Genomic DNA, 24852 nt, shown 5'->3' with positions numbered 1-24852 from the left:
CCCGTTCCCATACCGAACACGGAAGTTAAGCTCTCTAGCGCCGATGGTAGTTGGGACCTTGTCCCTGTGAGAGTAGGACGTCGCCAAGCAACTAAACACGAGTCAAATGACTCGTGTTTTTTCGTGTTTTCTTTTATAATCCATAGTAATTAAAAAAATGTGCTTAAATAATTACCATGTTGATTAAATACAGGGGAATGTGGCTAGGATAGTGAATAAGCAAAAGAGTTGCAAATTTTATTAATACGTATATAATTAAAGTCAAAGATAGTCAAAGTCAATAAAGGTGGCGGATAAATGAGAAATATATCTGATATCATTGAGCAATATCTAAAGCAAGTTATTGACTTAAGTAATAATAATGTGATTGAAATCAAAAGAAATGAGATTGCGGATCGATTCGAGTGCGTACCATCTCAAATCAATTATGTAATCAATACCCGTTTTACATTAGAAAGAGGATTTATAGTAGAAAGTAAACGTGGTGGTGGAGGTTACATTCGCATTATAAAAGTCAAACTGCATGATGATATAGACATTATTGATCAAATGCTTCATATGATTGATCATAGCGTTGCACAAGGGAATGCAGAGAGTATGATTATACGTTTATTAGAAGAGGGAATTATAACAGGCCGTGAAGCAAAACTAATGTTAAGTGTACTAGATCGTTCTGTATTATCAATGGATATTCCTTCTCGAGATGAACTTAGGGCTCGAATATTATGCGCAATGTTAAGAACACTGAAATATAAATAAATACAGCTTTTGTAAAAGAATGATAATTAAGATAGGGCAGTTAAATATTGTAGAAGTTTTGAAAAAGAGCATGTACTTTTATCTAAATGGATTAAGGAAAGAGGACAATCTAGTAATGTATGAAAAGTATCATGAGGTAGATCGTTCCTATTTTAAAGGTGGGGATATTGATGACTTGTCAAAACTGTAATATAAGACCAGCAACTTTACATTATACAAAAGTAATCAACGAGAAGAAGGCGGAAGTTCATCTTTGTGAGCAATGTGCGGAGCAAAGTGGCTATACGTCTTTCTTTCAATCATCACAGTCTAACTTTTCATTTCATGATGTATTTGCTGGTTTATTACACGGTGAATCAACAATGTTTGGAGAAGAAAAAAACGGGTTTTCAAATACAAATACAGTAAGATGTCCAGATTGTAAGATGACATATGAACATTTTACAAAAGTGGGACGCTTTGGTTGTGCTTCTTGTTACGATACATTTAAAGGACACTTAAACCCATTGTTAAAGCGACTTCATGGTGGACATACAGAACATTGTGGAAAAATTCCGGAACGAATGGAAGGAAATATCCACTTAAAGAAAGAATTAGATGAACTAAAACTTATTCTGAAACAATATGCACAGAATGAGGAGTTTGAGAAAGCTGCTGAGGTAAGAGATGAAATTCGAGGGCTTGAAACTCAGCTTAGTGAGCATAGAGAGGGGGAGTAGTTCTATGTCACTGGACAAAATTATGAATGAAGCGATTAGTCCATGGATGAAGGGGGATGGCCCTGATTCTGATATTGTTTTAAGTAGTCGAATTCGTTTGGCTCGTAATTTTAAGCAATATCAATTTTCTACTATGCAAAACGAAGAGGAAGCTCAACAGGTTCAAGAATTATTTAAAAAGAAATTTATAAATAAATCGGTAGAGCCCTTTGGGAAGTTTGGATTATTAAAAATGAATGAATTAACGCCTCTTCAAAGGAGAGTTTTAGTCGAAAAGCATTTAATTAGTCCAAATCTCGCAGGGACCGAATATGGAGCATGTCTGTTATCAGAAAGCGAACACATTAGTGTGATGCTTAATGAGGAAGACCACATTAGGATTCAGTGCCTATTTCCAGGGCTACAGTTATCAAAGGCGCTTCAAAGCGCTAATCAAATAGATAATTGGATTGAGAAAGAGGTTGAATATGCTTTTGATGAATCACTTGGATATATTACGAGTTGTCCTACTAACGTTGGTACAGGATTAAGAGCTTCTGTAATGATTCATTTACCAGGGCTGGTTTTAACAAAAAGAATTAGCCGTATTATACAAGTAATTCAAAAATTAGGGTTAGTAGTAAGAGGAATATACGGTGAAGGTAGCGAAGCGTTAGGTAATATATTTCAAGTATCAAATCAAATGACGCTAGGGAAATCCGAAGTAGATATTATTGCAGATTTAAAGAGTGTCATGCAGCAAATTATACAACAAGAAAAATTGGCCAGAGAATTAATTGTACAAAATTCGAGTATTGAGCTTGAAGATAAGGTTTATCGTTCTTACGGTATACTAGCAAACAGTCGTTTAATTCAATCTGCAGAAGCGGCAACTTGCTTATCGGATGTACGACTTGGTATTGATCTAGGATATATAAAAGGTATATCGAGAAATATTTTGACTGAGCTAATGGTTCTTACGCAACCAGGTATTTTACAACAATACGCAGGAGGACCTTTAGGACCAGAAGAAAGAGATTATCGAAGAGCAACCTTAATCCGTGAGCGATTACGTATTGAAAAAAACTAAGCGCAAGTAGGAGGCGATTTCTATGATGTTTGGAAGATTTACAGAAAGAGCACAGAAAGTATTAGCTTTATCTCAAGAGGAAGCAATTCGCATTGGGCATAATAATATTGGAACAGAACATATTTTACTTGGGCTTGTACGCGAAGGTGAAGGAATTGCAGCAAAAGCGTTAATTGCTCTTGGATTGAGCCCGGAAAAAGTGCAAAAAGAGGTAGAAGCGTTAATTGGACGTGGAACAGAAGCTTCTCAAACTGTACATTATACACCTCGTGCTAAAAAAGTTATTGAATTGTCTATGGATGAAGCGCGTAAGCTAGGACATTCTTACGTTGGAACAGAACATATTTTACTTGGCTTAATCCGTGAAGGTGAAGGTGTAGCGGCACGTGTTTTAAATAATTTAGGCGTAAGCCTCAACAAAGCAAGACAACAAGTGTTACAACTTCTTGGAAGTAACGAAGCGAGTTCAGGTCACCAAGGTGGTTCATCGACAAATGCCAATACACCGACACTAGACAGTTTAGCGCGCGACTTAACAGTTGTTGCACGTGAGAATCGTTTGGATCCTGTTATTGGACGTAGTAAAGAAATTCAACGTGTAATTGAAGTGTTAAGCCGTAGAACAAAAAACAATCCAGTGTTAATTGGAGAGCCTGGTGTAGGTAAAACAGCAATTGCTGAAGGGTTAGCACAGCAAATCGTAAATAATGAAGTTCCTGAAACGTTAAGAGATAAGCGTGTTATGACACTAGATATGGGAACAGTGGTAGCTGGGACGAAATATCGTGGTGAGTTTGAAGATCGTTTAAAGAAAGTAATGGATGAAATACGTCAAGCAGGGAATATTATTCTATTTATTGATGAACTTCATACATTAATCGGTGCAGGTGGAGCAGAAGGTGCAATCGATGCATCAAATATTTTAAAACCATCTTTAGCACGCGGAGAATTACAATGTATTGGTGCGACAACTTTAGATGAGTATCGTAAATATATTGAAAAGGATGCAGCTTTAGAGAGACGTTTCCAGCCAATTCATGTTGATGAGCCGAGTCTAGAAGAATCAACTCAAATCTTGAAAGGTTTACGCGATCGTTATGAGGCGCATCACCGTGTGTCTATTACAGATGATGCAATTGATGCAGCTGTAAAACTTTCTGATCGTTATATTACGGATCGTTTCTTACCGGATAAAGCAATTGATTTAATTGATGAAGCTGCTTCAAAGGTTCGCTTACGCTCTTATACAACACCACCAAACTTAAAAGAGCTTGAAGTGAAGCTTGAGGAAATTCGAAAAGAAAAAGATGCGGCTGTACAAAGTCAAGAGTTTGAAAAGGCTGCTTCCTTACGTGATATGGAACAACGCTTACGTGAGAAATTGGAAGATACAAAGCGTCAGTGGAAAGAGCAACAAGGAAAAGAAAATTCAGAGGTTACGGTAGAAGATATTGCAAATGTCGTTTCTACATGGACACGTATCCCTGTTTCTAAACTTGCACAAACAGAGACTGATAAATTATTAAACTTAGAATCCATTCTTCATGATCGTGTCATCGGCCAGGATGAAGCGGTAGTGGCTGTAGCGAAAGCTGTTCGTCGTGCAAGAGCAGGACTAAAAGATCCGAAACGTCCAATTGGTTCATTTATTTTCTTAGGACCAACAGGTGTAGGTAAAACAGAATTAGCAAGAGCATTGGCAGAATCTATGTTCGGTGATGAGGATGCAATGATTCGCATTGATATGTCTGAGTATATGGAGAAACATTCAACTTCTCGCTTAGTTGGTTCTCCTCCAGGATATGTTGGGTATGAAGAAGGCGGACAATTAACAGAGAAGGTTCGTCGTAAGCCGTATTCAGTTGTCCTATTAGATGAAGTAGAGAAGGCGCATCCCGATGTATTTAATATTTTACTACAGGTATTGGAAGATGGTCGTTTAACTGATTCTAAAGGACGTACAGTTGACTTCCGTAATACGATTGTTATTATGACGTCTAACGTTGGTGCTGAGGCGTTAAAACGTAACAAACATCTTGGATTTAACGTACAAGATGAAAGCCGTGATTATTCGGATATGAAAGGTAAAGTAATGGATGAGCTGAAAAAGGCATTTCGTCCAGAATTCTTAAACCGTATTGATGAAATTATCGTATTCCATATGCTTGAGAAAAAACATATTCAAGAAATTGTGACTCTTATGGTAAATCAGTTAGTGAATCGCTTAAAAGAACAAGAAATTGAATTGCAATTAACAGAAGGGGCGATTACAGCTATTGCTGATAAAGGGTTTGATCGTGAATATGGTGCTCGTCCACTACGTAGAGCAATTCAGAAGCATGTAGAAGATAGACTATCGGAAGAACTTTTAAAAGGTGCTATTGAGAAAGGGCAAAAAGTTATCTTTGATGTAGAAGGGGAAACATTTGTCATTCATAGTGCTGAAAAGGTAAAATAAGTATAGACAAACTAAGAGGGCTACGAGATAGCCCTCTTTCTTGTACGAGAAGGTCAAATGTTTATAGATGAAAGCGAAGTGAAATATAAAAAGATATGGCTAAAAAGAAAACAAAATTCACATGTCAAGAGTGTGGTTATCAATCACCAAAATATATGGGTAAATGTCCAGGGTGTGGTCAATGGAATTCGCTTGTTGAAGAGATGAAACCCGTTGTATCATCCAGACGCCTAAATTATGCAAATGCAATTCAAACAGAAGTAACAAAACCAAGACGTCTTATAGAAGTAGAAACAAAGTCTGAGGCACGTATTGAAACAAAATTTCAGGAGTTTAACCGTGTACTAGGTGGCGGAATTGTAGATGGATCTTTAGTACTTATTGGTGGGGACCCTGGGATTGGAAAATCAACGTTATTATTACAGATTTCCTCGCAATTAGCAGATGCTTCATATGATGTATTGTATATATCAGGTGAGGAGTCAGCAAAGCAGATTAAACTTCGTGCAGATCGTTTACATGTAAATGGTAGTAATCTATTTGTTGTATCAGAGACAGATTTACAGCGTATTGCAGCACATATTGAAGAGATGAATCCTGCTTTTGTTGTTATTGATTCTATTCAAACGATACATTTACCTGAAGTGACATCAGCTCCTGGTAGTGTGGCGCAAGTACGTGAATGTACAGCAGAATTAATGAAACTTGCAAAAACAAAGGGAATCCCAATTTTTATCGTAGGGCATGTGACAAAAGAAGGTGCAATTGCGGGACCGCGTATGCTAGAACATATGGTCGATGCAGTTCTTTACTTTGAAGGAGATCGACACCATACATATCGTATTTTACGAGCTGTAAAGAATCGTTTTGGTTCTACGAATGAAATGGGTATCTTTGAAATGAAAGAACTTGGCCTTGCAGAAGTCTTAAATCCTTCTGAAATTTTCCTTGAGGAAAGACCAGTTGGAGTTGCAGGTTCAACAGTAGTTGCCTCAATGGAAGGAACAAGACCAGTTTTAGTAGAAATACAGGCATTAATTTCCCCTACTAGTTTTGGAAATCCTCGAAGAATGGCGACAGGAATTGATCATAATCGTGTCTCGCTTATTATGGCGGTACTAGAGAAAAGAACAGGTTTACTATTACAAAATCAAGATGCGCATTTAAAAGTAGCTGGTGGTTTGAAATTAGATGAACCGGCAATTGATTTAGCTGTTGCCTTAAGTATAGCTTCAAGTTTTAGAGATAAATCTACGGCACCAACTGATGCGGTAATAGGAGAAGTTGGATTAACTGGAGAAATAAGAAGAGTATCAAGAATCGAACAACGTGTACAAGAAGCAGCTAAATTAGGATTTCAACGTGCTATCATTCCTAGAAAAAATTTAGGGGGGTGGACAATTCCAGAGGGGATTGAGGTTGTAGGTGTTTCTAATTTAGGAGAAGCGCTTCGTTTGACATTAGGAGGCTAGGCTATGGAAGAAAATAAGCAACGTGTCAAAAGTATAATTAATATTTTACAGCTCGTGGCCCCGGGAACACCACTGCGCGAAGGGATAGATAATGTACTTCGCGCACAAACAGGGGGACTAATTGTTCTTGGGTATAATGAGCAGATTAAAAGCATTGTTGATGGTGGTTTTCATATTAATTGCGGATTCTCTCCTGCTAGTTTATATGAATTAGCAAAAATGGATGGAGCACTTATTTTAAATGAAACTGGAAGTAAAATTTTAATTGCAAACGCACAGTTAGTTCCGGATTCATCTATTGATTCTATTGAAACAGGTATGCGTCACCGAACAGCAGAGCGTGTAGCAAAGCAGACGGGCAGCCTTGTTGTGGCCATTTCACAAAGACGTAATGTAATTACGCTATATCAAGGGAACTTACGTTATACATTAAAAGATATAGGTGTCATTTTAACGAAGGCAAATCAAGCAATTCAAACGCTAGAAAAATATAAGGCTGTATGGAATGACGGCATTACGAATTTGGGTATTCTAGAATTTGAAGAGGTCGTTACAATGTCCGAGGTGGTTCACGTTTTACATAGTGTTGAAATGGTGCTGCGTATAAAAAATGAAATATTGAGCTATATTCATGAGCTAGGAACAGAAGGTAGGTTAATTCGTTTACAGCTTACAGAATTACTAGCTGATTTAGAGGCAGAGGCAGCATTGTTAATTAAAGATTATCACCAGGAGAAAACACAAGACCATCATCAAATCTTGAAAAAGTTACAAGATCTTGCAAATACACAACTTTTAGAGGATAGTGATTTAGTTAAATTACTTGGGTATTCAGGACAAACAAGTTTAGAAGAAAGTGTGACACCTAGAGGATACCGAATCACAAGCAAGATTTCTCGTGTTCCGCCACTTATTATCGAAAATTTAATTAATCGATTTAAAACATTGCAAGGTGTTTGCCGAGCAACTATTAATGAATTGGATGATGTGGAAGGAATTGGAGAAGTGAGAGCGAAGAAAATACGAGAAGGTCTAAAAAGAATTCAAGAGCATCTCTATATGAGTAGACACAATTAAGAATATTACATTGATTCTATAATATAACGACACTAGAACATTTTTGGTATATGATATATTGGTAAATAAAACTATTTACAAAAAAACACGTCCGCTTTTGCATTCGGCGTTTTGATTAGCGAAACAATGGTTAATAATGAGTAGGAGGTGGTTGGATGTTAAAACGGATTGTACAGCTCTTCTTTTTAGTGATCGGGGGAGCGTTAGGGATTTACTTAATCCCAAAAATTATTAATGTATTAGATATCGGTGCGGTTCCTTTGTTGGAAGGATCGTATGTTCGTGCAATTATTGGTGCAATTATTTTATTTTTAACAACATTTTGGCTTGTAGATTATATTGTTCAACTTATTAAGCATATTGAAGAGGCTCTTGTAAAGGCGCCTGTAGCAGATGTTTTATTTGGTACATTAGGATTAATCTCTGGTCTTATTGTTGCATATTTAATTTTGATACCAATTCGTGAATTTACAATTCCAGTTATTAGTACGGTGTTGCAAGTGTTCTTCACCCTTTTACTTGGATATTTAGGATTCCAAGTAGGATTTAAAAAGAGGAATGAATTGCTAGGATTATTTACATTACCCCAACGCGGAGGTAAGAAGAAAAACAATAGTGAGAATGAAGAGGTAGAGGTCGAAGCAGAAAAATCTACGACTCATTGGAAAATTCTCGATACGAGTGTAATTATTGATGGACGTATTGCAGATATTTGCCAAACAAAGTTTTTAGAAGGAACAATCGTCATTCCACAATTCGTATTAGAAGAGCTTCAGCATATTGCCGATTCTTCAGATGCTTTAAAGCGTAATCGTGGCCGCAGAGGACTAGACATTTTAAATCGTATTCAAAAGGAGATGCCAATTCCGGTAGAAATTTATGAAGGCGATTTCGATGATATCCAAGAAGTAGATAGCAAGCTTGTAAAGTTGGCAAAAATCACTGGTGGAACTGTAGTAACAAACGATTTCAATTTAAACAAAGTTTCTGAATTACAAGGGGTTACGGTGTTAAACATTAATGATTTAGCTAATGCGATTAAACCAGTCGTACTCCCTGGTGAAGAATTAAGTGTTTATGTTGTGAAAGATGGTAAAGAACAGAATCAAGGTGTTGCATACTTAGATGATGGTACGATGATTGTAGTAGAAGATGGTAGAGAGTATGTGGGTTCACAACTTGATGTACTTGTTACTAGCGTATTACAAACATCGGCTGGTCGTATGATTTTCGCAAAACGTAAATTGCTAGAAAAAGCATTATAAGTAGAGGATTATTAATATGTATACATTAATTATTCCGGCAGCGGGCCAAGGGAAACGAATGGGTGCTGGTAAAAATAAGTTATTTTTACTTATAGATGAAGTACCAATTATTGTGCACACATTGCGTGCTTTTGAAAAAGATAAAGCGTGCAAAAGTATTATTATGGCAATTAACGAAGAAGAACGCCCGTATTTTGAAGAGTTGATGCAGAAGTACCAGATTGAAAAGCAGGTACAATTTATTCAGGGTGGAGCCGAAAGACAAGATAGCGTATATAACGCACTTCAGTATGCGAGTGGTGTCGAATATGTTCTTGTTCATGACGGGGCGCGCCCGTTCGTAACGAATAAAGTGATTCGCGATGTATTAACTGCAGCAGAAAAATATGGAGCTTCCATTTGTGCAGTGCCAGTAAAAGATACTGTTAAGAAAGTAGAGCGGGGTGTTGTTGTAGAAACGGTAGAGAGGTCTCAACTTAACGCTGTACAAACACCACAAGGATTCTCTGTTTCTCTTTTGCTAGAAGCTCATAGAAGCGCAAAGCAAAGTTGTTTTCTTGGCACAGATGATGCAAGTCTCGTAGAACGCGTTGGGAAGCAAGTTGGTGTAGTGGAGGGGAGTTACTATAATATTAAAGTGACGACTCCGGAAGATCTACTAATTGCTGAAAGTTTCCTTCGTGTTCAGAAGAAATAACGTTGATGATGTGTTAATAAAGAAAAGCTCGGCAACAGCCGGGCTTTTCTTTATAAGGATAGCGATATAATATAGAGTCATAAAGCTCAGTAGTTTAGCTTAAGGAGGAAGTAAGGATGTTTCGAATTGGACAAGGTTTTGATGTACATGAATTTGCGGAAGGACGTCCGTTGATTATCGGTGGAATTACAATTCCACACGAGAAAGGATTAATCGGTCATTCAGATGCAGATGTATTGTTACATACGATTGCTGATGCATGTTTAGGTGCGATTGCAGCAGGAGATATCGGAAAGCATTTTCCTGATACAGACCCAGCTTTTAAAGATGCAGATTCAGCTGTATTGTTACAAAAAGTTTGGGAATTTGTGCGTGAACAAGGTTACGAGTTAGGAAATTTAGATTGTACAATTATTGCTCAAAAACCAAAAATGGCACCACATATTGAGAGCATGCGTAAGCGCATTAGTGAACTGTTAGAAACGTCTATCAATAACATTAATGTAAAGGCAACAACAACAGAAAAATTAGGATTTACAGGTAGAGAAGAAGGGATTGCTTCTCAAGCGGTTGTTTTATTACAGAAAAAATAATGGTTTTTAATTCGTAAGATGGATAATCACATTTTTTTGGTGTACAATTATAGAATGTGTTGACATTAAGAATGGAAGGTGTACCAATTATGGAAAAGCAAGTGAGAGTGCGCTACGCGCCAAGTCCAACAGGACACTTACATATCGGAAATGCGCGTACGGCATTATTTAATTATTTATTTGCTCGTCATTTAGATGGCAAATTTATTATTCGTATTGAAGATACTGATGTAAAACGTAACGTGGCTGGTGGAGAAGAAAGCCAATTAAAATACTTGAAATGGCTCGGTATGGACTGGGATGAAGGTGTTGATGTTGGTGGTGAATTTGGACCATATCGCCAAACAGAGCGTTTAGATATTTATAAAAAATTATATGAAGATTTATTAGAGCGTGGTCTAGCTTATAAATGTTACATGACAGAAGAAGAGCTAGAAGCAGAGCGTGAAGGACAAATCGCTCGCGGTGAAACACCTCGTTACGCAGGTAACCACCGTGAATTAACTGAAGAACAAGTGAAAGAATTTGAAGCTGAGGGACGTATTCCAAGTATTCGTTTCCGTGTACCAGCTGATCGTGACTACACATTCAAAGATATTGTAAAAGATGAAGTTGCGTTCCATTCAAATGATTTCGGTGATTTTGTTATTGTGAAAAAAGATGGAATTCCAACTTATAACTTTGCAGTAGCAGTAGATGATCATCTAATGGAAATTACACATGTACTTCGTGGTGATGATCATATTTCAAATACACCGAAACAAATGATGATTTATGAAGCTTTCGGCTGGGATATTCCACAATTCGGTCATATGACTCTAATTGTTAATGAAAGTCGTAAAAAGTTAAGTAAGCGTGATGAATCTATTATTCAATTTATTGAGCAATATAAAGAGCTTGGGTATCTTCCAGAAGCAATCTTTAACTTTATTGCACTACTAGGTTGGTCTCCGGTAGGAGAAGAAGAAATCTTCTCTAAAGATGAGTTTATCAAAATGTTCGATGCAGCTCGTTTATCAAAATCACCTGCATTATTTGATTATCAAAAACTAAAATGGATGAACAACCAGTATATGAAAAAGCAAGATTTAGATACGGTTGTAGAGTTAAGCTTACCGCATTTAGTGAAAGCTGGACGTGTGGGAGAAACTTTAAGCGAACAAGACCAAGCTTGGATTCGTGATGTAATTGCTTTATACCATGAACAAATGAGTTTTGGAGCTGAAATTGTAGAGCTTTCTGAAATGTTCTTTAAAGATCATGTTGATTATGAAGAAGAAGGACAAGAAGTATTAAATGGTGAACAAGTACCTGAAGTACTTCGTGCATTTGCTGGTCAAATAGAAGCTCTAGAAGCAATGGAGCCAGCAGCAATTAAGGCAGCAATTAAAGCAGTTCAAAAGGAAACAGGACATAAAGGTAAAAATTTATTTATGCCAATCCGTGTTGCAACTACAGGACAAACGCATGGTCCAGAGCTTCCGAATGCTATTGCACTTCTTGGAAAAGAAAAAGTTTTAAATCGTCTTCAAAAAGTAATTGGTTAACATTTTCTAGATTTAGAAATATAATAAGTATACCTAAAATCTAATAAGGAAAAGCGACGAGAAGGAGAAGTAGAAAATCAGGCTTTTTACAGAGAGAACCACCTTTAGGCTGGGAGTGGTTTATAAGCGGGTTTTTGAAATGCCCCTTCGAGTCTTCTGCTGAACAGCGAATTGCTTCGTGGGACGTCTTAGGCCGCAAAGTAAGCAGAAGCGGTGTACACCGTTATCATGGATGAGTTTGAGGCTTTTTTAAGCCTAAACAGAGTGGAACCGCGCTTAAAAGGCGTCTCTGTCAATATGACAGAGACGCCTTTTTTTTTATACCGTGTAAATAGGTAGAGATATAGAATTTCTCCCCTTATATAAAGAATTAGGGGAGAAGTGATGAGTTAGGGGAGTTAGTTCGTTCGACAAAAAAGCAGCCCATAAAGGGGAGGGAACACCGATGTTTAAGAGGCTTCGGGAAGATATTGAAGTCGTTTTTGAACAGGATCCAGCGGCAAGAGGTTATTTCGAAGTCATTTTAACTTACTCTGGATTACATGCAGTTTGGGCCCATCGAATTGCACATGCTTTTTATAAAAGGAATTTTTTCTTTCTTGCACGTTTTGTTTCACAAGTGAGTCGCTTTTTTACTGGCATTGAGATCCATCCAGGAGCAACTATTGGTCGACGCTTTTTTATAGATCATGGAATGGGAGTTGTAATTGGAGAAACTTGTGAAATTGGTGATAATGTAACGATTTATCAAGGGGTTACATTAGGTGGTACAGGAAAAGAAAAAGGGAAGAGGCACCCAACAATTCAGGATAATGTATTAATTGCGACGGGTGCTAAAGTTCTTGGGTCTATTACTGTGGGAGAGAATTCTAAAATCGGAGCAGGGTCTGTCGTATTAAAAGAAGTTCCTGCACATTCTACAGTTGTAGGTATACCTGGCCGTGTCGTTATTCAAAATGGAGTAAAGATTGGTCAAGAATTAAATCACTCTGACCTTCCAGATCCGATTTTTGATAAATTAAAGGCTATGGAAGTAGAACTTGATAAATTGAAGAAACAATTGGAATTAAAGGTAGAAAGGAAGGATAAAAATGACTATTCACATTTATAATACGTTAACACGTCAAAAAGAAGAGTTTGTTCCATTAGAAGAAAATAAGGTAAAGATGTATGTATGCGGACCTACAGTTTATAACTACATTCATATTGGGAATGCAAGACCTCCTATGGTATTCGATACAGTGCGTCGTTATTTAGAATACAAAGGATACGATGTGCAATATGTATCTAACTTTACGGACGTAGATGATAAATTAATTAAAGCGGCAAATGAATTAGGTGAAGATGTACCAACGATTGCTGATCGTTTTGTTGAAGCGTACTTTGAAGATGTAACAGCACTAGGTTGCAAACATGCAACAGTTCATCCTCGTGTAACAGAAAATATGGATATCATTATTGAATTTATTCAAGAACTTGTGAATAAAGGGTATGCATATGAATCAGAGGGTGATGTGTACTTTAAGACGAAGGAATTCGAAGGTTACGGTAAATTATCACATCAACCAATCGCAGATTTACGTCATGGTGCTCGTATTGAGGTAGGGGAAAAGAAACAAGACCCTCTTGATTTTGCTTTATGGAAAGCTGCGAAAGAAGGAGAAATCTTCTGGGAAAGCCCTTGGGGGCAAGGACGTCCAGGATGGCATATTGAATGCTCAGCAATGGCGCGTAAGTACTTAGGGGATACAATTGACATTCATGCTGGTGGGCAAGATTTGGCGTTCCCGCATCATGAAAATGAAATTGCGCAGTCAGAGGCATTGACTGGAAAAACGTTTGCACGTTACTGGATGCATAATGGATATATTAATATTAACAATGAGAAGATGTCTAAATCGCTTGGTAACTTTATTTTAGTTCACGATATTATTAAGCAATACGACCCGCAGTTAATTAGATTCTTTATGTTATCAGTACACTATCGTCACCCGATTAACTTTAGTGAAGAGTTATTACAAAGTACGAATAATGGACTGGAAAGAATTAAAACAGCTTATGGAAACTTAAAGCATCGTATGGAGAGTAGTACGGATTTAACGGACCATAATGAGAAATGGTTAGCTGAAATAGAGAAATTCCAGACTGCATTTGAAGAGGCAATGAATGATGACTTTAACACTGCAAATGCAATTACCGAATTATACAACGTAGCAAATCATGCAAATCAATATTTACTTGAAGAGCATACATCTAAAGTTGTGATTGAAGCATACGTAAAACAACTGGAAACGTTATTTGATATTTTAGGATTAGAATTATCAAAAGAAGAATTACTGGATGAAGAAATTGAAGAGCTTATCCAAAAGCGCATTGAAGCTCGTAAAAATCGCGATTTCGCATTGTCTGATCAAATTCGTGACGATTTAAAAGAACGTAATATTATTTTAGAAGATACCGCTCAAGGTACAAGATGGAAAAGAGGATAAGGATGATTGATGCAAAGCAATTAAACAGCTTGGCGTTAGCGTATATGGGTGATGCGGTATATGAACAATATATCCGCTATCACCTCCTTCAAAAAGGAAAAGTTCGCCCTAATCAATTACATCGCTTAGGGACGAGCTTTGTTTCAGCAAAAGCACAGGCGAAAGTTGTTTATCATTTATTAGAGACGGCATTTTTGACAGAGGAAGAAGAGGCGGTATTAAGAAGAGGGCGTAATGCAAATTCAGGTACAGTTCCGAAAAATACGGATGTACAAACATATCGACATAGTACAGCCTTTGAAGCACTAATTGGTTATCATCATTTATTAAATAATCGTGAAAGATTAGACGAAATTGTATATAAGGCAATTGCAGTTTTAGAAGAAAAGGAAGGGGGCACATCATCATGACTAGTGAATATATTATCGGACGTAACCCTGTAATTGAAGCGTTAAGATCAGGGAGAGATATTAATAAAATTTGGATCGCAGAAGGTGCTGCCAAAGGACAAGTACAAATTGTACTAGCGTTAGCGAAAGAAAATAAGATTATTTTACAACATGCACCAAAGAAAAAGTTAGATCAATTAGTTGAGGGTAATCATCAAGGTGTAATTGCTCAAGTAGCTGCATATCAGTATGCAGAGTTAGAAGATTTATTCAAAGTGGCAGAAAAACGTAATGAAGATCCGTTCTTCTTGATTTTAGATGAGATTGAAGATCCGCATAACCTAGGTTCTATTATGCGTACTGCTGATGCAACAGGAGCTCATGGAATTATTATTCCGAAGAGAAGAGCTGTGGGACTTACAGCATCAGTTGCGAAAGCATCAACAGGAGCGATTGAATACATTCCTGTTGCGCGCGTAACAAACTTATCTCGTACAATTGATGAATTAAAAGAGCGTGGACTTTGGATTGCTGGTACAGATGCCAAAGGGAAAACGGATTACCGTAATTTAGATGGTACAATGCCGATTGGATTAGTAATTGGTAGTGAAGGAAAAGGTATGAGTCGTATTATTGGTGAAAAGTGTGATTTCTTAATCACTCTACCGATGGTTGGTAAAGTTACATCCTTAAATGCTTCAGTAGCCGCAAGTTTGTTAATGTATGAGGTATATCGTAAACGTCACGAAATTGGTAAATAAAAAATGAACGATATTTTAATCGTTGACGGTTACAACATTATCGGAGCTTGGGGAGATTTGAAGAAACTGCGGGATGTAGATTTACAATCATCAAGAGATGCGCTTATTGATAAGATGGCGGATTATCAAGGTTATACAGGCACAAAAGTGATGATAGTCTTTGATGCCTATACAGTCCATGGTATTGAAAAAAAGATGAAACAATCTCGTGTAGAAGTAATATTCACACGAAAGAATCAAACTGCAGACGAAAAGATAGAGCAACTTGCAATAGAGCTTAGAAATATAAATACACAAATATATGTTGCGACTTCTGATTATACAGAACAATGGGTTATATTTGGGCAAGGTGCCCTTCGAAAATCTGCGCGTGAATTAGAGTTGGAAGTACAAGCGATGGAACAACAAGTAAGAAGGCGTACAAAAGACGCGAAAGAACAGCAGCCTGCCATGCGAAAGATATTTAGTAAGGATATTACAGAAAAATTAGAAAAATTAAGAGGAGGAGAGCGTTGAAGCATTGACGCTCTTTATCTTTTTACTGTATAATATTGCTAAATAAATAGCGGTCGGAGGGATCAAGGTGGAAGCAGGCTTCGTAAGTATAGGCGACGTTACATTTCGTGATTTAGAGGATGAGGCAATCGTTGAGTTAGTTCGAAAAGGTAATACTGACGCTCTAGAATATTTAATTCACAAGTATAAGAACTTTGTTCGTGCGAAATCAAGATCTTACTTTTTAGTGGGTGCCGATCGAGAAGACATTGTTCAAGAAGGTATGATAGGGTTGTTTAAAGCAATTCGTGATTATAAAGAGGACAAGCTGTCTTCATTCAAAGCATTTGCTGAACTATGTATCACTCGACAAATTATTACCGCTATTAAAACGGCAACAAGACAAAAACATATTCCTTTAAATTCGTATGTGTCTTTAGATAAGCCGATTTACGATGAGGAATCTGATCGAACGTTATTGGATGTTATTTCTGAAGCGAAGGTGACTAATCCTGAAGAGATGATCATTAGCCAGGAAGAATATACAGACATAGAATCAAAAATATCTGAATTATTAAGCGATTTAGAAAGAAAAGTGCTTTCTTTATATTTAGATGGTCGTTCTTATCAAGAGATTTCAGAACAGTTAAACAGGCATGTGAAATCTATTGATAACGCTTTACAACGAGTAAAGAGGAAATTGGAACGATATATGGAAATGAGAGAAAGTACAACTTTAAATTCATAAGAAGTAACAAGTGCTGCAGGTGTAAAATAAATCACCTGTTTTCTTTTGTAGAGAGTACAAAATGCATGTCATTGACATTGTCTTTTATTGTATGATACATTTTTAGGGACATAATGTTACAAGGTTGGTGTAACTAATGAGGAAAAAAGTTGTACTCTCATGTGAAGAGTGTAAAAATCGAAACTACTCTACTATGAAAGATACGAGCTCAATAGAGCGACTTGAAATAAAAAAGTTTTGTAAAACATGCAATCAGCATACAGTTCACAAGGAAACAAAATAAATAATTGAAATAATACACTGGAGGTCCCGCAGATGCGTTTAACGAACTTTTTCGGCGATGTAGGTCGCGAAATGAAAAAAGTAAGTTGGCCTAAAAAAGATGAATTACTCCGCTCAACAGCGACTGTTGTTGCTACAGTTGTGTTCTTTGCGATTTTCTTCGCAGTAGTTGATATGGGCATTTCTTCTTTAATTCGGTTAATTCTTGGTTAATTCTTGAATAAGAAGCACTTATCCATGATATAATGTTATTTATAAGAACTGTGTAAAAGCCCGGTGAACGGGTTTTTTCATTTGCGCAAAAAAATGTACGTCAGGGAGGGAAGGACGCTCGTCCTAAATGAATGGAAAAAAGTTGGTATGTTGTCCATACTTATTCTGGATATGAAAATAAAGTAAAAGCAAACCTAGAGAAACGTGTAGAATCAATGGGTATGCAAGATAAAATTTTCCGTGTTGTTGTCCCGGAAGAAGTAGAAGTAGAAATGAAAAACGGAAAAGAAAAATTAATGAAAAGAAAAGTGTTCCCAGGTTATGTATTAGTAGAATTAATCATGACTGATGACTCTTGGTATGTTGTACGTAACACGCCAGGTGTAACTGGGTTCGTTGGTTCTTCTGGTTCTGGATCTAAACCATCACCTCTATTAGAAGAGGAAGTTGTTACCATTATGAAACATATGGGAATGGACAACGAAGTGGTTGATTTCGACTTTGAACTTCATGAGACAGTACGTGTAAATGAGGGGCCATTCGCAGATTATACAGGTGCTATTGAAGAAATTGATGTGGAGAAGAAAAAGGTTAGCGTGCTTGTGGACATGTTTGGTCGCGAGACTCCAGTTGAACTTGACTTCCATCAAATTGAAAAATTATAAAATGAAACTTGAAATGAATTGTAAAAAGTGATAATATCTTTTAAGTCAGTACGTCTTCGTTATCGGAGACGTTTTTTGAAAGATTTTATCCTTACAGATAAAATATGACGTGGGAGGGCAAATCACTGTCCAATTGACCACATCACGGACTTAAGGAGGTGTGTCTCGTGGCTAAAAAGGTAATTAAAATGGTAAAGCTTCAAATTCCTGCAGGTAAAGCTAACCCAGCTCCACCAGTTGGTCCAGCATTAGGACAAGCAGGTGTTAACATCATGGGCTTCTGTAAAGAGTTTAACGCTCGTACAGCAGATCAAGCTGGTCTTATCATCCCTGTTGAAATTACGGTATTTGAGGACCGTTCATTCACTTTCATTACTAAAACTCCTCCTGCTGCTGTTCTTCTTAAGAAAGTAGCTGGTATTGAGTCTGGTTCTGGTGAACCAAACCGTAATAAAGTGGCAACTGTTAAGCGTGATAAAGTACGCGAAATCGCTGAAACTAAAATGCCTGACCTAAACGCTGCTAGCGTAGAAGCTGCAATGCGTATGGTTGAAGGTACTGCACGCAGTATGGGCATCGTTATCGAAGACTAATTCGATTTGTTTTTAAAAAAGGTTGCGGGTCTGGAATTCCAATTCGCAACCTTTATTATCGTAAATGATTATCGTTTTTAAATAAATGGATGGCGCTCATCCTCAGGTTATACCTGAAAACAGGCGTAAACGTGGGAGGTTATTCCGCTAAAACCACATTCGAGGAGGAAATAAAAATGGCTAAAAGAGGTAAAAAGTACGTAGAAGCTGCAAAGCTTGTTGATCGTGCAGCTGCTTACTCTGCAACAGAAGCAGTAGAATTAGTAAAGAAAACAAACACAGCTAAATTTGATGCAACTGTAGAAGCTGCATTCCGTTTAGGTGTTGACCCTAAGAAAGCTGACCAACAAATCCGTGGCGCAGTTGTTCTTCCACACGGTACTGGTAAAGTACAACGTGTATTAGTATTTGCTAAAGGTGAAAAAGCTAAAGAAGCTGAAGCTGCTGGAGCTGACTTCGTAGGCGATACTGATTACATCGGTAAAATCCAACAAGGTTGGTTCGATTTCGATGTAGTAGTAGCAACTCCTGACATGATGGGTGAAGTTGGTAAACTTGGTCGCGTATTAGGACCTAAAGGTTTAATGCCAAACCCTAAAACTGGAACAGTTACTTTCGATGTAACTAAAGCTGTTAACGAAATCAAAGCTGGTAAAGTTGAATACCGCGTTGATAAAGCTGGTAACATCCACGTTCCAATCGGTAAAGTATCTTTCGAAGATGCTAAATTAGTAGAAAACTTCAAAACAATTGCTGACACTTTACAAAAAGTTAAGCCAGCTGCTGCAAAAGGTACTTACATGAAGAACGTAACAGTTGCTTCTACAATGGGACCTGGCGTACGTGTAGACGTTTCTACATTAGCGTAAATTTTGGAAGTTGACTTCATAAAGAAGTTTTAATATAATCATTTATGTTGTGAATTTAATTAGTGTACCGTAGACAGTAGGTGTCAATAGACTTAATTTCCTACCTAGGTGTTAATATACGAAGCGGAATCTTTTTTCTGTGACTATATGCCTCCATGTCTACAAGTTGGGCATGGAGGTTTTTAGTGCACTTTCGGTACATCTTCTATATAATCTACAGGAGGTGTAATAACATGAGCAAAGTAATCGAAACTAAACAACAAGTTGTAACTGAAATCGCGGACAAACTTCGCGCTAGTAAATCTACAATCGTTGTTGACTACCGTGGTTTAACAGTTTCTGAAGCAACAGAATTACGTAAGCAATTACGTGAAGCTGGCGTTGAGTTCAAAGTTTACAAAAACTCTCTAACTCGTCGTGCTGCAGAATCTGCTGAAATGGCTGAGTTAAATGAATTCTTAACAGGACCAAACGCAATCGCGTTCAGTAACGAGGATGTAGTTGCTCCTGCGAAAGTATTAAACGACTTCGCTAAAGATCATGAAGCTTTAGAAATTAAAGCGGGCGTAATCGAAGGTAAACTTGTAACACTTGATGAGGTTAAAGCAATCGCTACTCTTCCATCACGTGAAGGCTTACTTTCTATGCTTCTTAGCGTTCTTCAAGCTCCAATCCGTAACCTTGCACTTGCTACTAAAGCAGTTGCAGACCAAAAGGAAGAGCAAGGCGCTTAATTTTTTAAAAGATAATTACGTATTATCGATAAAACAATACAAACCTATTTAAGGGAGGATATTTACAATGACTAAAGAACAAATCATTGAAGCAGTTAAATCTATGACTGTATTAGAACTTAACGACTTAGTAAAAGCTATCGAGGAAGAATTCGGCGTAACTGCTGCTGCTCCTGTAGCTGTTGCTGGTGGCGCTGGAGAAGCTGCTGCTGAGAAAACTGAATTTGATGTGGAACTAACTAGCGCTGGTGCACAAAAAATCAAAGTTATCAAAGTTGTTCGTGAAATCACTGGTCTTGGCTTAAAAGAAGCTAAAGAATTAGTTGATAACACTCCAAAAGTAATCAAAGAAGCTGCTGCTAAAGAAGAAGCTGAAGAAATCAAAGCTAAACTTGAAGAAGTTGGCGCTGCTGTAGAAGTTAAGTAATTAACTTTTGATGCTTTAAAAAAAGCTCGCTCTCATGCGAGCTTTTTTTTAACTGTAAAGAAAAGAGGTGGCCATATGGCAGACCATTATTTTTCTAACGACCCTTCTAGTGAAAGTGATCGTAAGCGATGGGAGTTTGCCCTTCGTGGATCTCGATTTACTTTCTTATCTGACCATGGGGTGTTCTCGAAAAACGAAGTGGACTTTGGTTCCCGTCTTTTAATTGAAGCGTTTCAAATGCCAGATATTAAAGGTGATATATTAGACGTAGGTTGCGGATACGGTCCTATTGGTTTGTCGTTAGCGAAAGAGTTTCAAGGTCGTGAAGTTCACATGGTGGATGTGAACGAGAGGGCACTTGGGCTTGCGAAAGAAAACGCCGCTAATAACAAAATCGAGAATATACGTATTTTTCAAAGTAGCGTCTATGAAAATGTAGATGGTAAGTATGCTGCTATTCTATCTAACCCTCCAATTCGTGCGGGTAAAGATATCGTACATGAGATTTTAGAAAAAGCTGTGGAGTATTTAGTTCCGGGTGGAGAACTTTGGATTGTTATTCAAAAGAAACAAGGTGCACCGTCTGCGCTAAAAAAACTAGAAGAAGTATTTTCTGAAGTTGAGGTTGTAGAAAAGAAAAAAGGATATTATATCATAAAATCAAAAAAACGTTGACGGTTATTTTTGGCTATGTTAACATTATACAATGCCAATATATGATTTTCTGCGTTGAGAAAGATGTATATTTTTGTTTCTCTTGGAAAAGATAGTAAAATCAGCAGATTATGAAACAGAATGATGGTTTTCTTATAGAAGCCATTTTTCTTTTTTGAGCAGGTAGAAAGACTCAACGTATTTATCTTTAAGAGAAAGAGACTACGCTAATAGCAGTAGTTGTATTTATTTGTGATTTTGCACAAATTTTTTTGTGCATTTATAATACTCATGATTTGAGGGGTGAAGCAGTTGACAGGTCAACTAGTTCAATACGGACGCCACCGCCAACGAAGAAGTTATGCCCGTATTAGTGAAGTATTAGAGTTACCAAATCTTATCGAAATTCAAACCTCTTCTTATCAGTGGTTTCTTGATGAGGGTTTGCGAGAAATGTTCCAAGACATTTCTCCGATTGAAGACTTTACGGGAAATCTATCGCTTGAATTTATCGACTACAGCTTAGGTGAACCTAAATACTCTGTAGACGAATGCAAAGAGCGTGATGTGACGTATGCAGCACCACTTCGTGTAAAAGTGCGTCTAATCAACAAGGAAACTGGTGAAGTAAAAGAACAAGATGTGTTCATGGGAGATTTCCCACTCATGACAGAGACTGGAACATTCGTAATTAACGGTGCAGAACGTGTTATCGTTTCCCAGTTAGTTCGCTCTCCAAGCGTATACTATAGTGGCAAAGTGGATAAAAACGGAAAACGTGGGTTTACTGCTACTGTAATTCCAAACCGCGGAGCTTGGTTAGAGTATGAGACAGATGCTAAGGATGTTGTATATGTGCGTATTGACCGTACGCGTAAACTTCCTGTAACTGTTTTGTTACGCGCATTAGGGTTTGGCTCTGATCAAGAAATCACCGAGCTTTTAGGTGATAACGAATACTTAAGCAACACATTAGAAAAAGACAACACAGATAGCACAGAAAAAGCATTGCTTGAAATTTATGAGCGTCTACGTCCTGGTGAACCACCAACAGTAGAAAATGCTAAGAGCTTACTTGTGTCTCGTTTCTTCGATCCAAAGCGCTACGATTTAGCAAATGTAGGTCGCTATAAGATCAACAAGAAGTTACACATTAAAAACAGGTTGTTTAATCAACGTTTAGCTGAAACATTAGTGGATCCAGAAACTGGTGAAATTTTAGCGGCAGAAGGAACAATCTTAGATCGTCGTACACTTGATCGCATTTTACCTTACTTAGAGAAAAACATTGGATTCAAAACAGCGAAACCAATGGGTGGAGTGGTAGAAGGCGATGTTGAGCTGCAATCTATTAAGATTTATGCTCCTGAGTCGGAAGGCGAACGCGTAATTAATGTAATTGGTAATGCAAACATTACTCGTGATGTGAAACACATCACACCAGGTGATATCCTTGCTTCTATCAGTTACTTCTTCAACCTACTATACAAAGTAGGGGATACAGATGATATTGACCATTTAGGAAACCGTCGTCTGCGTTCTGTTGGAGAACTATTACAAAATCAATTCCGTATCGGTCTTTCTCGTATGGAACGTGTTGTTCGTGAGAGAATGTCGATCCAAGATACAAATGCAATTACACCACAGGCACTAATTAATATTCGTCCTGTTATTGCATCTATTAAAGAGTTCTTCGGAAGTTCTCAGTTATCTCAGTTTATGGACCAAACAAACCCATTAGCAGAGTTAACTCACAAACGAAGACTATCTGCATTAGGACCTGGTGGTTTAACGCGTGAGCGCGCAGGCTTTGAAGTGCGTGACGTTCATTACTCCCACTACGGTCGTATGTGTCCGATTGAAACACCAGAGGGACCAAACATCGGTTTGATTAACTCATTATCTTCGTTCGCGAAAGTAAATGAGTTTGGTTTCATTGAAACACCATACCGTCGTGTTGACCCAGAAACTGGTCTTGTAACAGGGCATGTTGATTACTTAACAGCAGATGAAGAAGATAACTATGTTGTAGCCCAAGCGAATATGAAATTATCTGACGAAGGTGAATTCCTAAGTGAAGATATCGTAGCTCGTTTCCGTGGTGAAAACATTGTCACAAATAGAGAACGCATCGACTACATGGATGTATCTCCAAAACAAGTAGTGTCGGCAGCGACAGCTTGTATTCCGTTCTTAGAAAACGATGACTCTAACCGCGCACTTATGGGAGCGAACATGCAACGTCAGGCGGTTCCGTTAATGAATCCGGAATCTCCGATTGTAGGTACAGGTATGGAGTACGTATCAGCAAAAGACTCAGGTGCTGCAGTAATCTGTAAACATCCTGGTGTTGTTGAGCGCGTAGAAGCACGTGAAGTTTGGGTACGTCGCTATGTAGAAGTTGACGGTCAAACAGTAAAAGGCGACTTAGATCGCTACAAAATGCAAAAATTCATTCGTTCTAACCAAGGAACTTGTTACAACCAACGTCCAATCGTAAGTGTTGGAAATGAAGTTGTAAAAGGTGAAATCCTTGCGGATGGTCCTTCTATGGAATTAGGTGAACTAGCACTTGGACGTAACGTACTTGTTGGCTTCATGACTTGGGACGGTTATAACTACGAGGATGCGATCATCATGAGTGAGCGCCTTGTAAAAGATGATGTGTACACTTCTATTCATATTGAAGAATATGAATCAGAAGCTCGTGATACGAAGCTTGGACCAGAAGAAATTACACGTGACATTCCAAACGTTGGGGAAGACGCATTACGTAACCTTGACGAGCGCGGTATCATTCGCGTTGGTGCTGAAGTAAAAGATGGAGATTTACTTGTTGGTAAAGTAACACCTAAAGGTGTAACAGAATTAACAGCTGAAGAACGTCTATTACATGCTATCTTTGGAGAAAAAGCACGTGAAGTACGTGATACATCACTACGTGTACCACACGGTGGTGGCGGTATTATCTTAGATGTAAAAGTATTCAACCGTGAAGATGGCGATGAATTACCACCAGGTGTGAATCAACTTGTACGTGCATATATCGTTCAAAAACGTAAAATCTCTGAAGGTGACAAGATGGCCGGACGTCACGGTAACAAAGGTGTTATTTCTCGTATTTTACCAGAAGAAGATATGCCTTACTTACCAGACGGTACGCCAATCGATATCATGTTAAACCCATTAGGGGTACCATCTCGTATGAATATCGGTCAGGTATTAGAACTTCATCTTGGTATGGCAGCAAGATACCTTGGCATTCACATTGCAACACCAGTATTTGATGGTGCTCGTGAGGAAGATGTTTGGGGCACAATTGAAGAAGCTGGTATGGCAAATGACGCGAAAACAATCCTGTATGACGGACGTACTGGTGAACCATTCGATAACCGCGTATCTGTTGGTGTCATGTATATGATCAAACTTGCGCACATGGTTGACGATAAACTTCATGCTCGTTCTACTGGACCATACTCACTTGTAACGCAGCAACCTCTTGGAGGTAAAGCTCAGTTCGGTGGACAGCGTTTCGGTGAGATGGAGGTTTGGGCACTTGAAGCATACGGTGCTGCTTATACTCTTCAAGAAATCTTAACAGTGAAGTCTGATGATGTTGTTGGACGTGTTAAGACTTATGAAGCAATTGTTAAAGGCGAAAATGTTCCAGAACCAGGCGTTCCTGAATCATTCAAAGTATTGATTAAAGAGCTGCAAAGTTTAGGTATGGACGTTAAAATGATGTCTAGCGACGATACAGAAATTGAAATGCGTGATACAGAAGATGACGATGATCATCAATCAGCAGATAAATTGAATGTCGAAGTTGAGACAACTAAGGAATAATTGGGATAACCTGTAGACTAAAAGGGAGGTA

At 37.9% G+C, this 24852-nt stretch carries 25 protein-coding genes, 1 rRNA gene and 2 other annotated features; all 26 genes read left to right on the top strand.

All coding sequences use genetic code 11. From position 1 onward, the window contains the following. Positions 1 to 89, top strand: a 5S ribosomal RNA gene (gene rrf / locus MR169_RS18120); the annotation flags it as partial. A 208-nt stretch (positions 90 to 297) separates the two neighbouring features. After that, the gene (gene ctsR, locus MR169_RS18115; protein ID WP_001244558.1) at positions 298 to 759 is read left to right on the top strand and encodes a transcriptional regulator CtsR; all 462 of its coding nucleotides are present in this window, start codon (positions 298 to 300) and stop codon (positions 757 to 759) included. A 170-nt stretch (positions 760 to 929) separates the two neighbouring features. Beyond that, complete coding sequence (gene mcsA / locus MR169_RS18110; RefSeq protein ID WP_242319788.1) at positions 930 to 1478, top strand: protein-arginine kinase activator protein McsA; 549 nt, start codon at positions 930 to 932, stop codon at positions 1476 to 1478. 4 nt (positions 1479 to 1482) lie between these two features. After that, on the top strand, positions 1483 to 2547 hold the full coding sequence (mcsB, locus tag MR169_RS18105; protein ID WP_000050843.1) for a protein-arginine kinase McsB: 1065 nt from the start codon (positions 1483 to 1485) through the stop codon (positions 2545 to 2547). Positions 2548 to 2569: 22 nt separating this feature from the next. Beyond that, complete coding sequence (gene clpC, locus MR169_RS18100) at positions 2570 to 5005, top strand: ATP-dependent protease ATP-binding subunit ClpC (protein ID WP_000971186.1); 2436 nt, start codon at positions 2570 to 2572, stop codon at positions 5003 to 5005. A 95-nt stretch (positions 5006 to 5100) separates the two neighbouring features. Beyond that, positions 5101 to 6477 (top strand): DNA repair protein RadA, encoded by a 1377-nt coding sequence (gene radA, locus MR169_RS18095; protein ID WP_242319787.1) that lies wholly within the window; start codon positions 5101 to 5103, stop codon positions 6475 to 6477. Positions 6478 to 6480: 3 nt separating this feature from the next. Next, positions 6481 to 7554: a DNA integrity scanning diadenylate cyclase DisA gene (gene disA, locus MR169_RS18090; protein WP_242319786.1), complete on the top strand. Its 1074-nt coding sequence runs from the start codon at positions 6481 to 6483 to the stop codon at positions 7552 to 7554. Positions 7555 to 7709: 155 nt separating this feature from the next. Then, positions 7710 to 8819, top strand: a complete 1110-nt coding sequence (locus MR169_RS18085; protein ID WP_000919677.1) for a PIN/TRAM domain-containing protein — start codon at positions 7710 to 7712, stop codon at positions 8817 to 8819. Positions 8820 to 8835: 16 nt separating this feature from the next. Then, complete coding sequence (ispD, locus tag MR169_RS18080) at positions 8836 to 9516, top strand: 2-C-methyl-D-erythritol 4-phosphate cytidylyltransferase (protein ID WP_242319785.1); 681 nt, start codon at positions 8836 to 8838, stop codon at positions 9514 to 9516. Positions 9517 to 9632: 116 nt separating this feature from the next. Then, complete coding sequence (gene ispF / locus MR169_RS18075) at positions 9633 to 10109, top strand: 2-C-methyl-D-erythritol 2,4-cyclodiphosphate synthase (RefSeq protein ID WP_000488388.1); 477 nt, start codon at positions 9633 to 9635, stop codon at positions 10107 to 10109. Between the two features lie 89 nt (positions 10110 to 10198). Further along, entirely contained in the window at positions 10199 to 11656 is a 1458-nt protein-coding gene (gene gltX, locus MR169_RS18070) for a glutamate--tRNA ligase (protein WP_242319784.1), read from the top strand. Positions 11657 to 11703: 47 nt separating this feature from the next. Continuing rightward, positions 11704 to 11950: a binding site (T-box leader), on the top strand. A 151-nt stretch (positions 11951 to 12101) separates the two neighbouring features. Continuing rightward, complete coding sequence (cysE, locus tag MR169_RS18065; protein WP_000476497.1) at positions 12102 to 12767, top strand: serine O-acetyltransferase; 666 nt, start codon at positions 12102 to 12104, stop codon at positions 12765 to 12767. Continuing rightward, positions 12748 to 14145 carry a cysteine--tRNA ligase gene (cysS, locus tag MR169_RS18060; protein WP_000152276.1) on the top strand — a complete coding sequence of 466 codons (1398 nt, stop codon included), beginning with the start codon at positions 12748 to 12750 and terminating at the stop codon, positions 14143 to 14145. Before cysE ends, cysS begins: the two co-directional genes overlap by 20 nt. 2 nt (positions 14146 to 14147) lie before the next feature. Beyond that, a complete protein-coding gene (locus MR169_RS18055) occupies positions 14148 to 14555 on the top strand; it encodes a Mini-ribonuclease 3 (protein ID WP_000564261.1) in 408 nt (135 codons plus the stop codon). After that, on the top strand, positions 14552 to 15295 hold the full coding sequence (gene rlmB / locus MR169_RS18050) for a 23S rRNA (guanosine(2251)-2'-O)-methyltransferase RlmB (protein ID WP_000200237.1): 744 nt from the start codon (positions 14552 to 14554) through the stop codon (positions 15293 to 15295). Before MR169_RS18055 ends, rlmB begins: the two co-directional genes overlap by 4 nt. A 3-nt stretch (positions 15296 to 15298) precedes the next feature. Then, positions 15299 to 15811, top strand: coding sequence for an NYN domain-containing protein (locus MR169_RS18045; RefSeq protein WP_242319783.1), 513 nt, complete (start codon positions 15299 to 15301; stop codon positions 15809 to 15811). A 67-nt stretch (positions 15812 to 15878) separates the two neighbouring features. Then, entirely contained in the window at positions 15879 to 16538 is a 660-nt protein-coding gene (locus MR169_RS18040; protein ID WP_242319782.1) for an RNA polymerase factor sigma-70, read from the top strand. Between the two features lie 136 nt (positions 16539 to 16674). Next, a complete protein-coding gene (rpmG, locus tag MR169_RS18035) occupies positions 16675 to 16821 on the top strand; it encodes a 50S ribosomal protein L33 (protein ID WP_014481927.1) in 147 nt (48 codons plus the stop codon). A 32-nt stretch (positions 16822 to 16853) separates the two neighbouring features. After that, complete coding sequence (gene secE, locus MR169_RS18030; RefSeq protein WP_001241323.1) at positions 16854 to 17033, top strand: preprotein translocase subunit SecE; 180 nt, start codon at positions 16854 to 16856, stop codon at positions 17031 to 17033. A 131-nt stretch (positions 17034 to 17164) separates the two neighbouring features. After that, a complete protein-coding gene (gene nusG / locus MR169_RS18025; RefSeq protein ID WP_000415794.1) occupies positions 17165 to 17698 on the top strand; it encodes a transcription termination/antitermination protein NusG in 534 nt (177 codons plus the stop codon). 167 nt (positions 17699 to 17865) lie between these two features. Then, positions 17866 to 18291: a 50S ribosomal protein L11 gene (rplK, locus tag MR169_RS18020; protein WP_001085872.1), complete on the top strand. Its 426-nt coding sequence runs from the start codon at positions 17866 to 17868 to the stop codon at positions 18289 to 18291. A gap of 176 nt (positions 18292 to 18467) precedes the next feature. Then, a complete protein-coding gene (gene rplA, locus MR169_RS18015; RefSeq protein WP_001987630.1) occupies positions 18468 to 19160 on the top strand; it encodes a 50S ribosomal protein L1 in 693 nt (230 codons plus the stop codon). A gap of 49 nt (positions 19161 to 19209) precedes the next feature. Beyond that, positions 19210 to 19354: a sequence feature (ribosomal protein L10 leader region), on the top strand. Positions 19355 to 19393: 39 nt separating this feature from the next. Then, a complete protein-coding gene (rplJ, locus tag MR169_RS18010; protein ID WP_000048716.1) occupies positions 19394 to 19894 on the top strand; it encodes a 50S ribosomal protein L10 in 501 nt (166 codons plus the stop codon). A gap of 67 nt (positions 19895 to 19961) precedes the next feature. Further along, positions 19962 to 20321 carry a 50S ribosomal protein L7/L12 gene (gene rplL, locus MR169_RS18005; protein ID WP_000159736.1) on the top strand — a complete coding sequence of 120 codons (360 nt, stop codon included), beginning with the start codon at positions 19962 to 19964 and terminating at the stop codon, positions 20319 to 20321. Between the two features lie 75 nt (positions 20322 to 20396). Continuing rightward, positions 20397 to 20996: a class I SAM-dependent methyltransferase gene (locus MR169_RS18000; protein ID WP_242319781.1), complete on the top strand. Its 600-nt coding sequence runs from the start codon at positions 20397 to 20399 to the stop codon at positions 20994 to 20996. A 291-nt stretch (positions 20997 to 21287) separates the two neighbouring features. Next, positions 21288 to 24821, top strand: a complete 3534-nt coding sequence (gene rpoB, locus MR169_RS17995; RefSeq protein WP_000147553.1) for a DNA-directed RNA polymerase subunit beta — start codon at positions 21288 to 21290, stop codon at positions 24819 to 24821. The last annotated feature ends 31 nt before the right edge of the window (positions 24822 to 24852 follow it).

It is taken from the genome of Bacillus cereus group sp. BfR-BA-01349 (assembly GCF_022663795.1).
Lineage (GTDB): Bacteria > Bacillota > Bacilli > Bacillales > Bacillaceae_G > Bacillus_A > Bacillus_A cereus.
Note: the sequence above shows the minus strand (reverse complement) of the source record. Positions and strands in the feature narration are given on the sequence as shown.

What these genes read in the sequence shown, in the direction of transcription:
- rlmB (WP_000200237.1), top strand. Translation starts at nt 14,552, where the DNA reads ATGACTAGTGAATATATTATCGGACGTAACCCTGTAATTGAAGCGTTA.
- radA (WP_242319787.1), top strand. Translation starts at nt 5,101, where the DNA reads ATGGCTAAAAAGAAAACAAAATTCACATGTCAAGAGTGTGGTTATCAA.
- rplL (WP_000159736.1), top strand. Translation starts at nt 19,962, where the DNA reads ATGACTAAAGAACAAATCATTGAAGCAGTTAAATCTATGACTGTATTA.
- cysS (WP_000152276.1), top strand. Translation starts at nt 12,748, where the DNA reads ATGACTATTCACATTTATAATACGTTAACACGTCAAAAAGAAGAGTTT.
- cysE (WP_000476497.1), top strand. Translation starts at nt 12,102, where the DNA reads ATGTTTAAGAGGCTTCGGGAAGATATTGAAGTCGTTTTTGAACAGGAT.
- mcsB (WP_000050843.1), top strand. Translation starts at nt 1,483, where the DNA reads ATGTCACTGGACAAAATTATGAATGAAGCGATTAGTCCATGGATGAAG.
- nusG (WP_000415794.1), top strand. Translation starts at nt 17,165, where the DNA reads ATGGAAAAAAGTTGGTATGTTGTCCATACTTATTCTGGATATGAAAAT.
- ctsR (WP_001244558.1), top strand. Translation starts at nt 298, where the DNA reads ATGAGAAATATATCTGATATCATTGAGCAATATCTAAAGCAAGTTATT.
- MR169_RS18045 (WP_242319783.1), top strand. Translation starts at nt 15,299, where the DNA reads ATGAACGATATTTTAATCGTTGACGGTTACAACATTATCGGAGCTTGG.
- MR169_RS18085 (WP_000919677.1), top strand. Translation starts at nt 7,710, where the DNA reads ATGTTAAAACGGATTGTACAGCTCTTCTTTTTAGTGATCGGGGGAGCG.
- ispD (WP_242319785.1), top strand. Translation starts at nt 8,836, where the DNA reads ATGTATACATTAATTATTCCGGCAGCGGGCCAAGGGAAACGAATGGGT.
- rplJ (WP_000048716.1), top strand. Translation starts at nt 19,394, where the DNA reads ATGAGCAAAGTAATCGAAACTAAACAACAAGTTGTAACTGAAATCGCG.
- secE (WP_001241323.1), top strand. Translation starts at nt 16,854, where the DNA reads ATGCGTTTAACGAACTTTTTCGGCGATGTAGGTCGCGAAATGAAAAAA.
- MR169_RS18055 (WP_000564261.1), top strand. Translation starts at nt 14,148, where the DNA reads ATGATTGATGCAAAGCAATTAAACAGCTTGGCGTTAGCGTATATGGGT.
- ispF (WP_000488388.1), top strand. Translation starts at nt 9,633, where the DNA reads ATGTTTCGAATTGGACAAGGTTTTGATGTACATGAATTTGCGGAAGGA.
- rpmG (WP_014481927.1), top strand. Translation starts at nt 16,675, where the DNA reads ATGAGGAAAAAAGTTGTACTCTCATGTGAAGAGTGTAAAAATCGAAAC.
- clpC (WP_000971186.1), top strand. Translation starts at nt 2,570, where the DNA reads ATGATGTTTGGAAGATTTACAGAAAGAGCACAGAAAGTATTAGCTTTA.
- rplA (WP_001987630.1), top strand. Translation starts at nt 18,468, where the DNA reads ATGGCTAAAAGAGGTAAAAAGTACGTAGAAGCTGCAAAGCTTGTTGAT.
- gltX (WP_242319784.1), top strand. Translation starts at nt 10,199, where the DNA reads ATGGAAAAGCAAGTGAGAGTGCGCTACGCGCCAAGTCCAACAGGACAC.
- disA (WP_242319786.1), top strand. Translation starts at nt 6,481, where the DNA reads ATGGAAGAAAATAAGCAACGTGTCAAAAGTATAATTAATATTTTACAG.
- MR169_RS18000 (WP_242319781.1), top strand. Translation starts at nt 20,397, where the DNA reads ATGGCAGACCATTATTTTTCTAACGACCCTTCTAGTGAAAGTGATCGT.
- mcsA (WP_242319788.1), top strand. Translation starts at nt 930, where the DNA reads ATGACTTGTCAAAACTGTAATATAAGACCAGCAACTTTACATTATACA.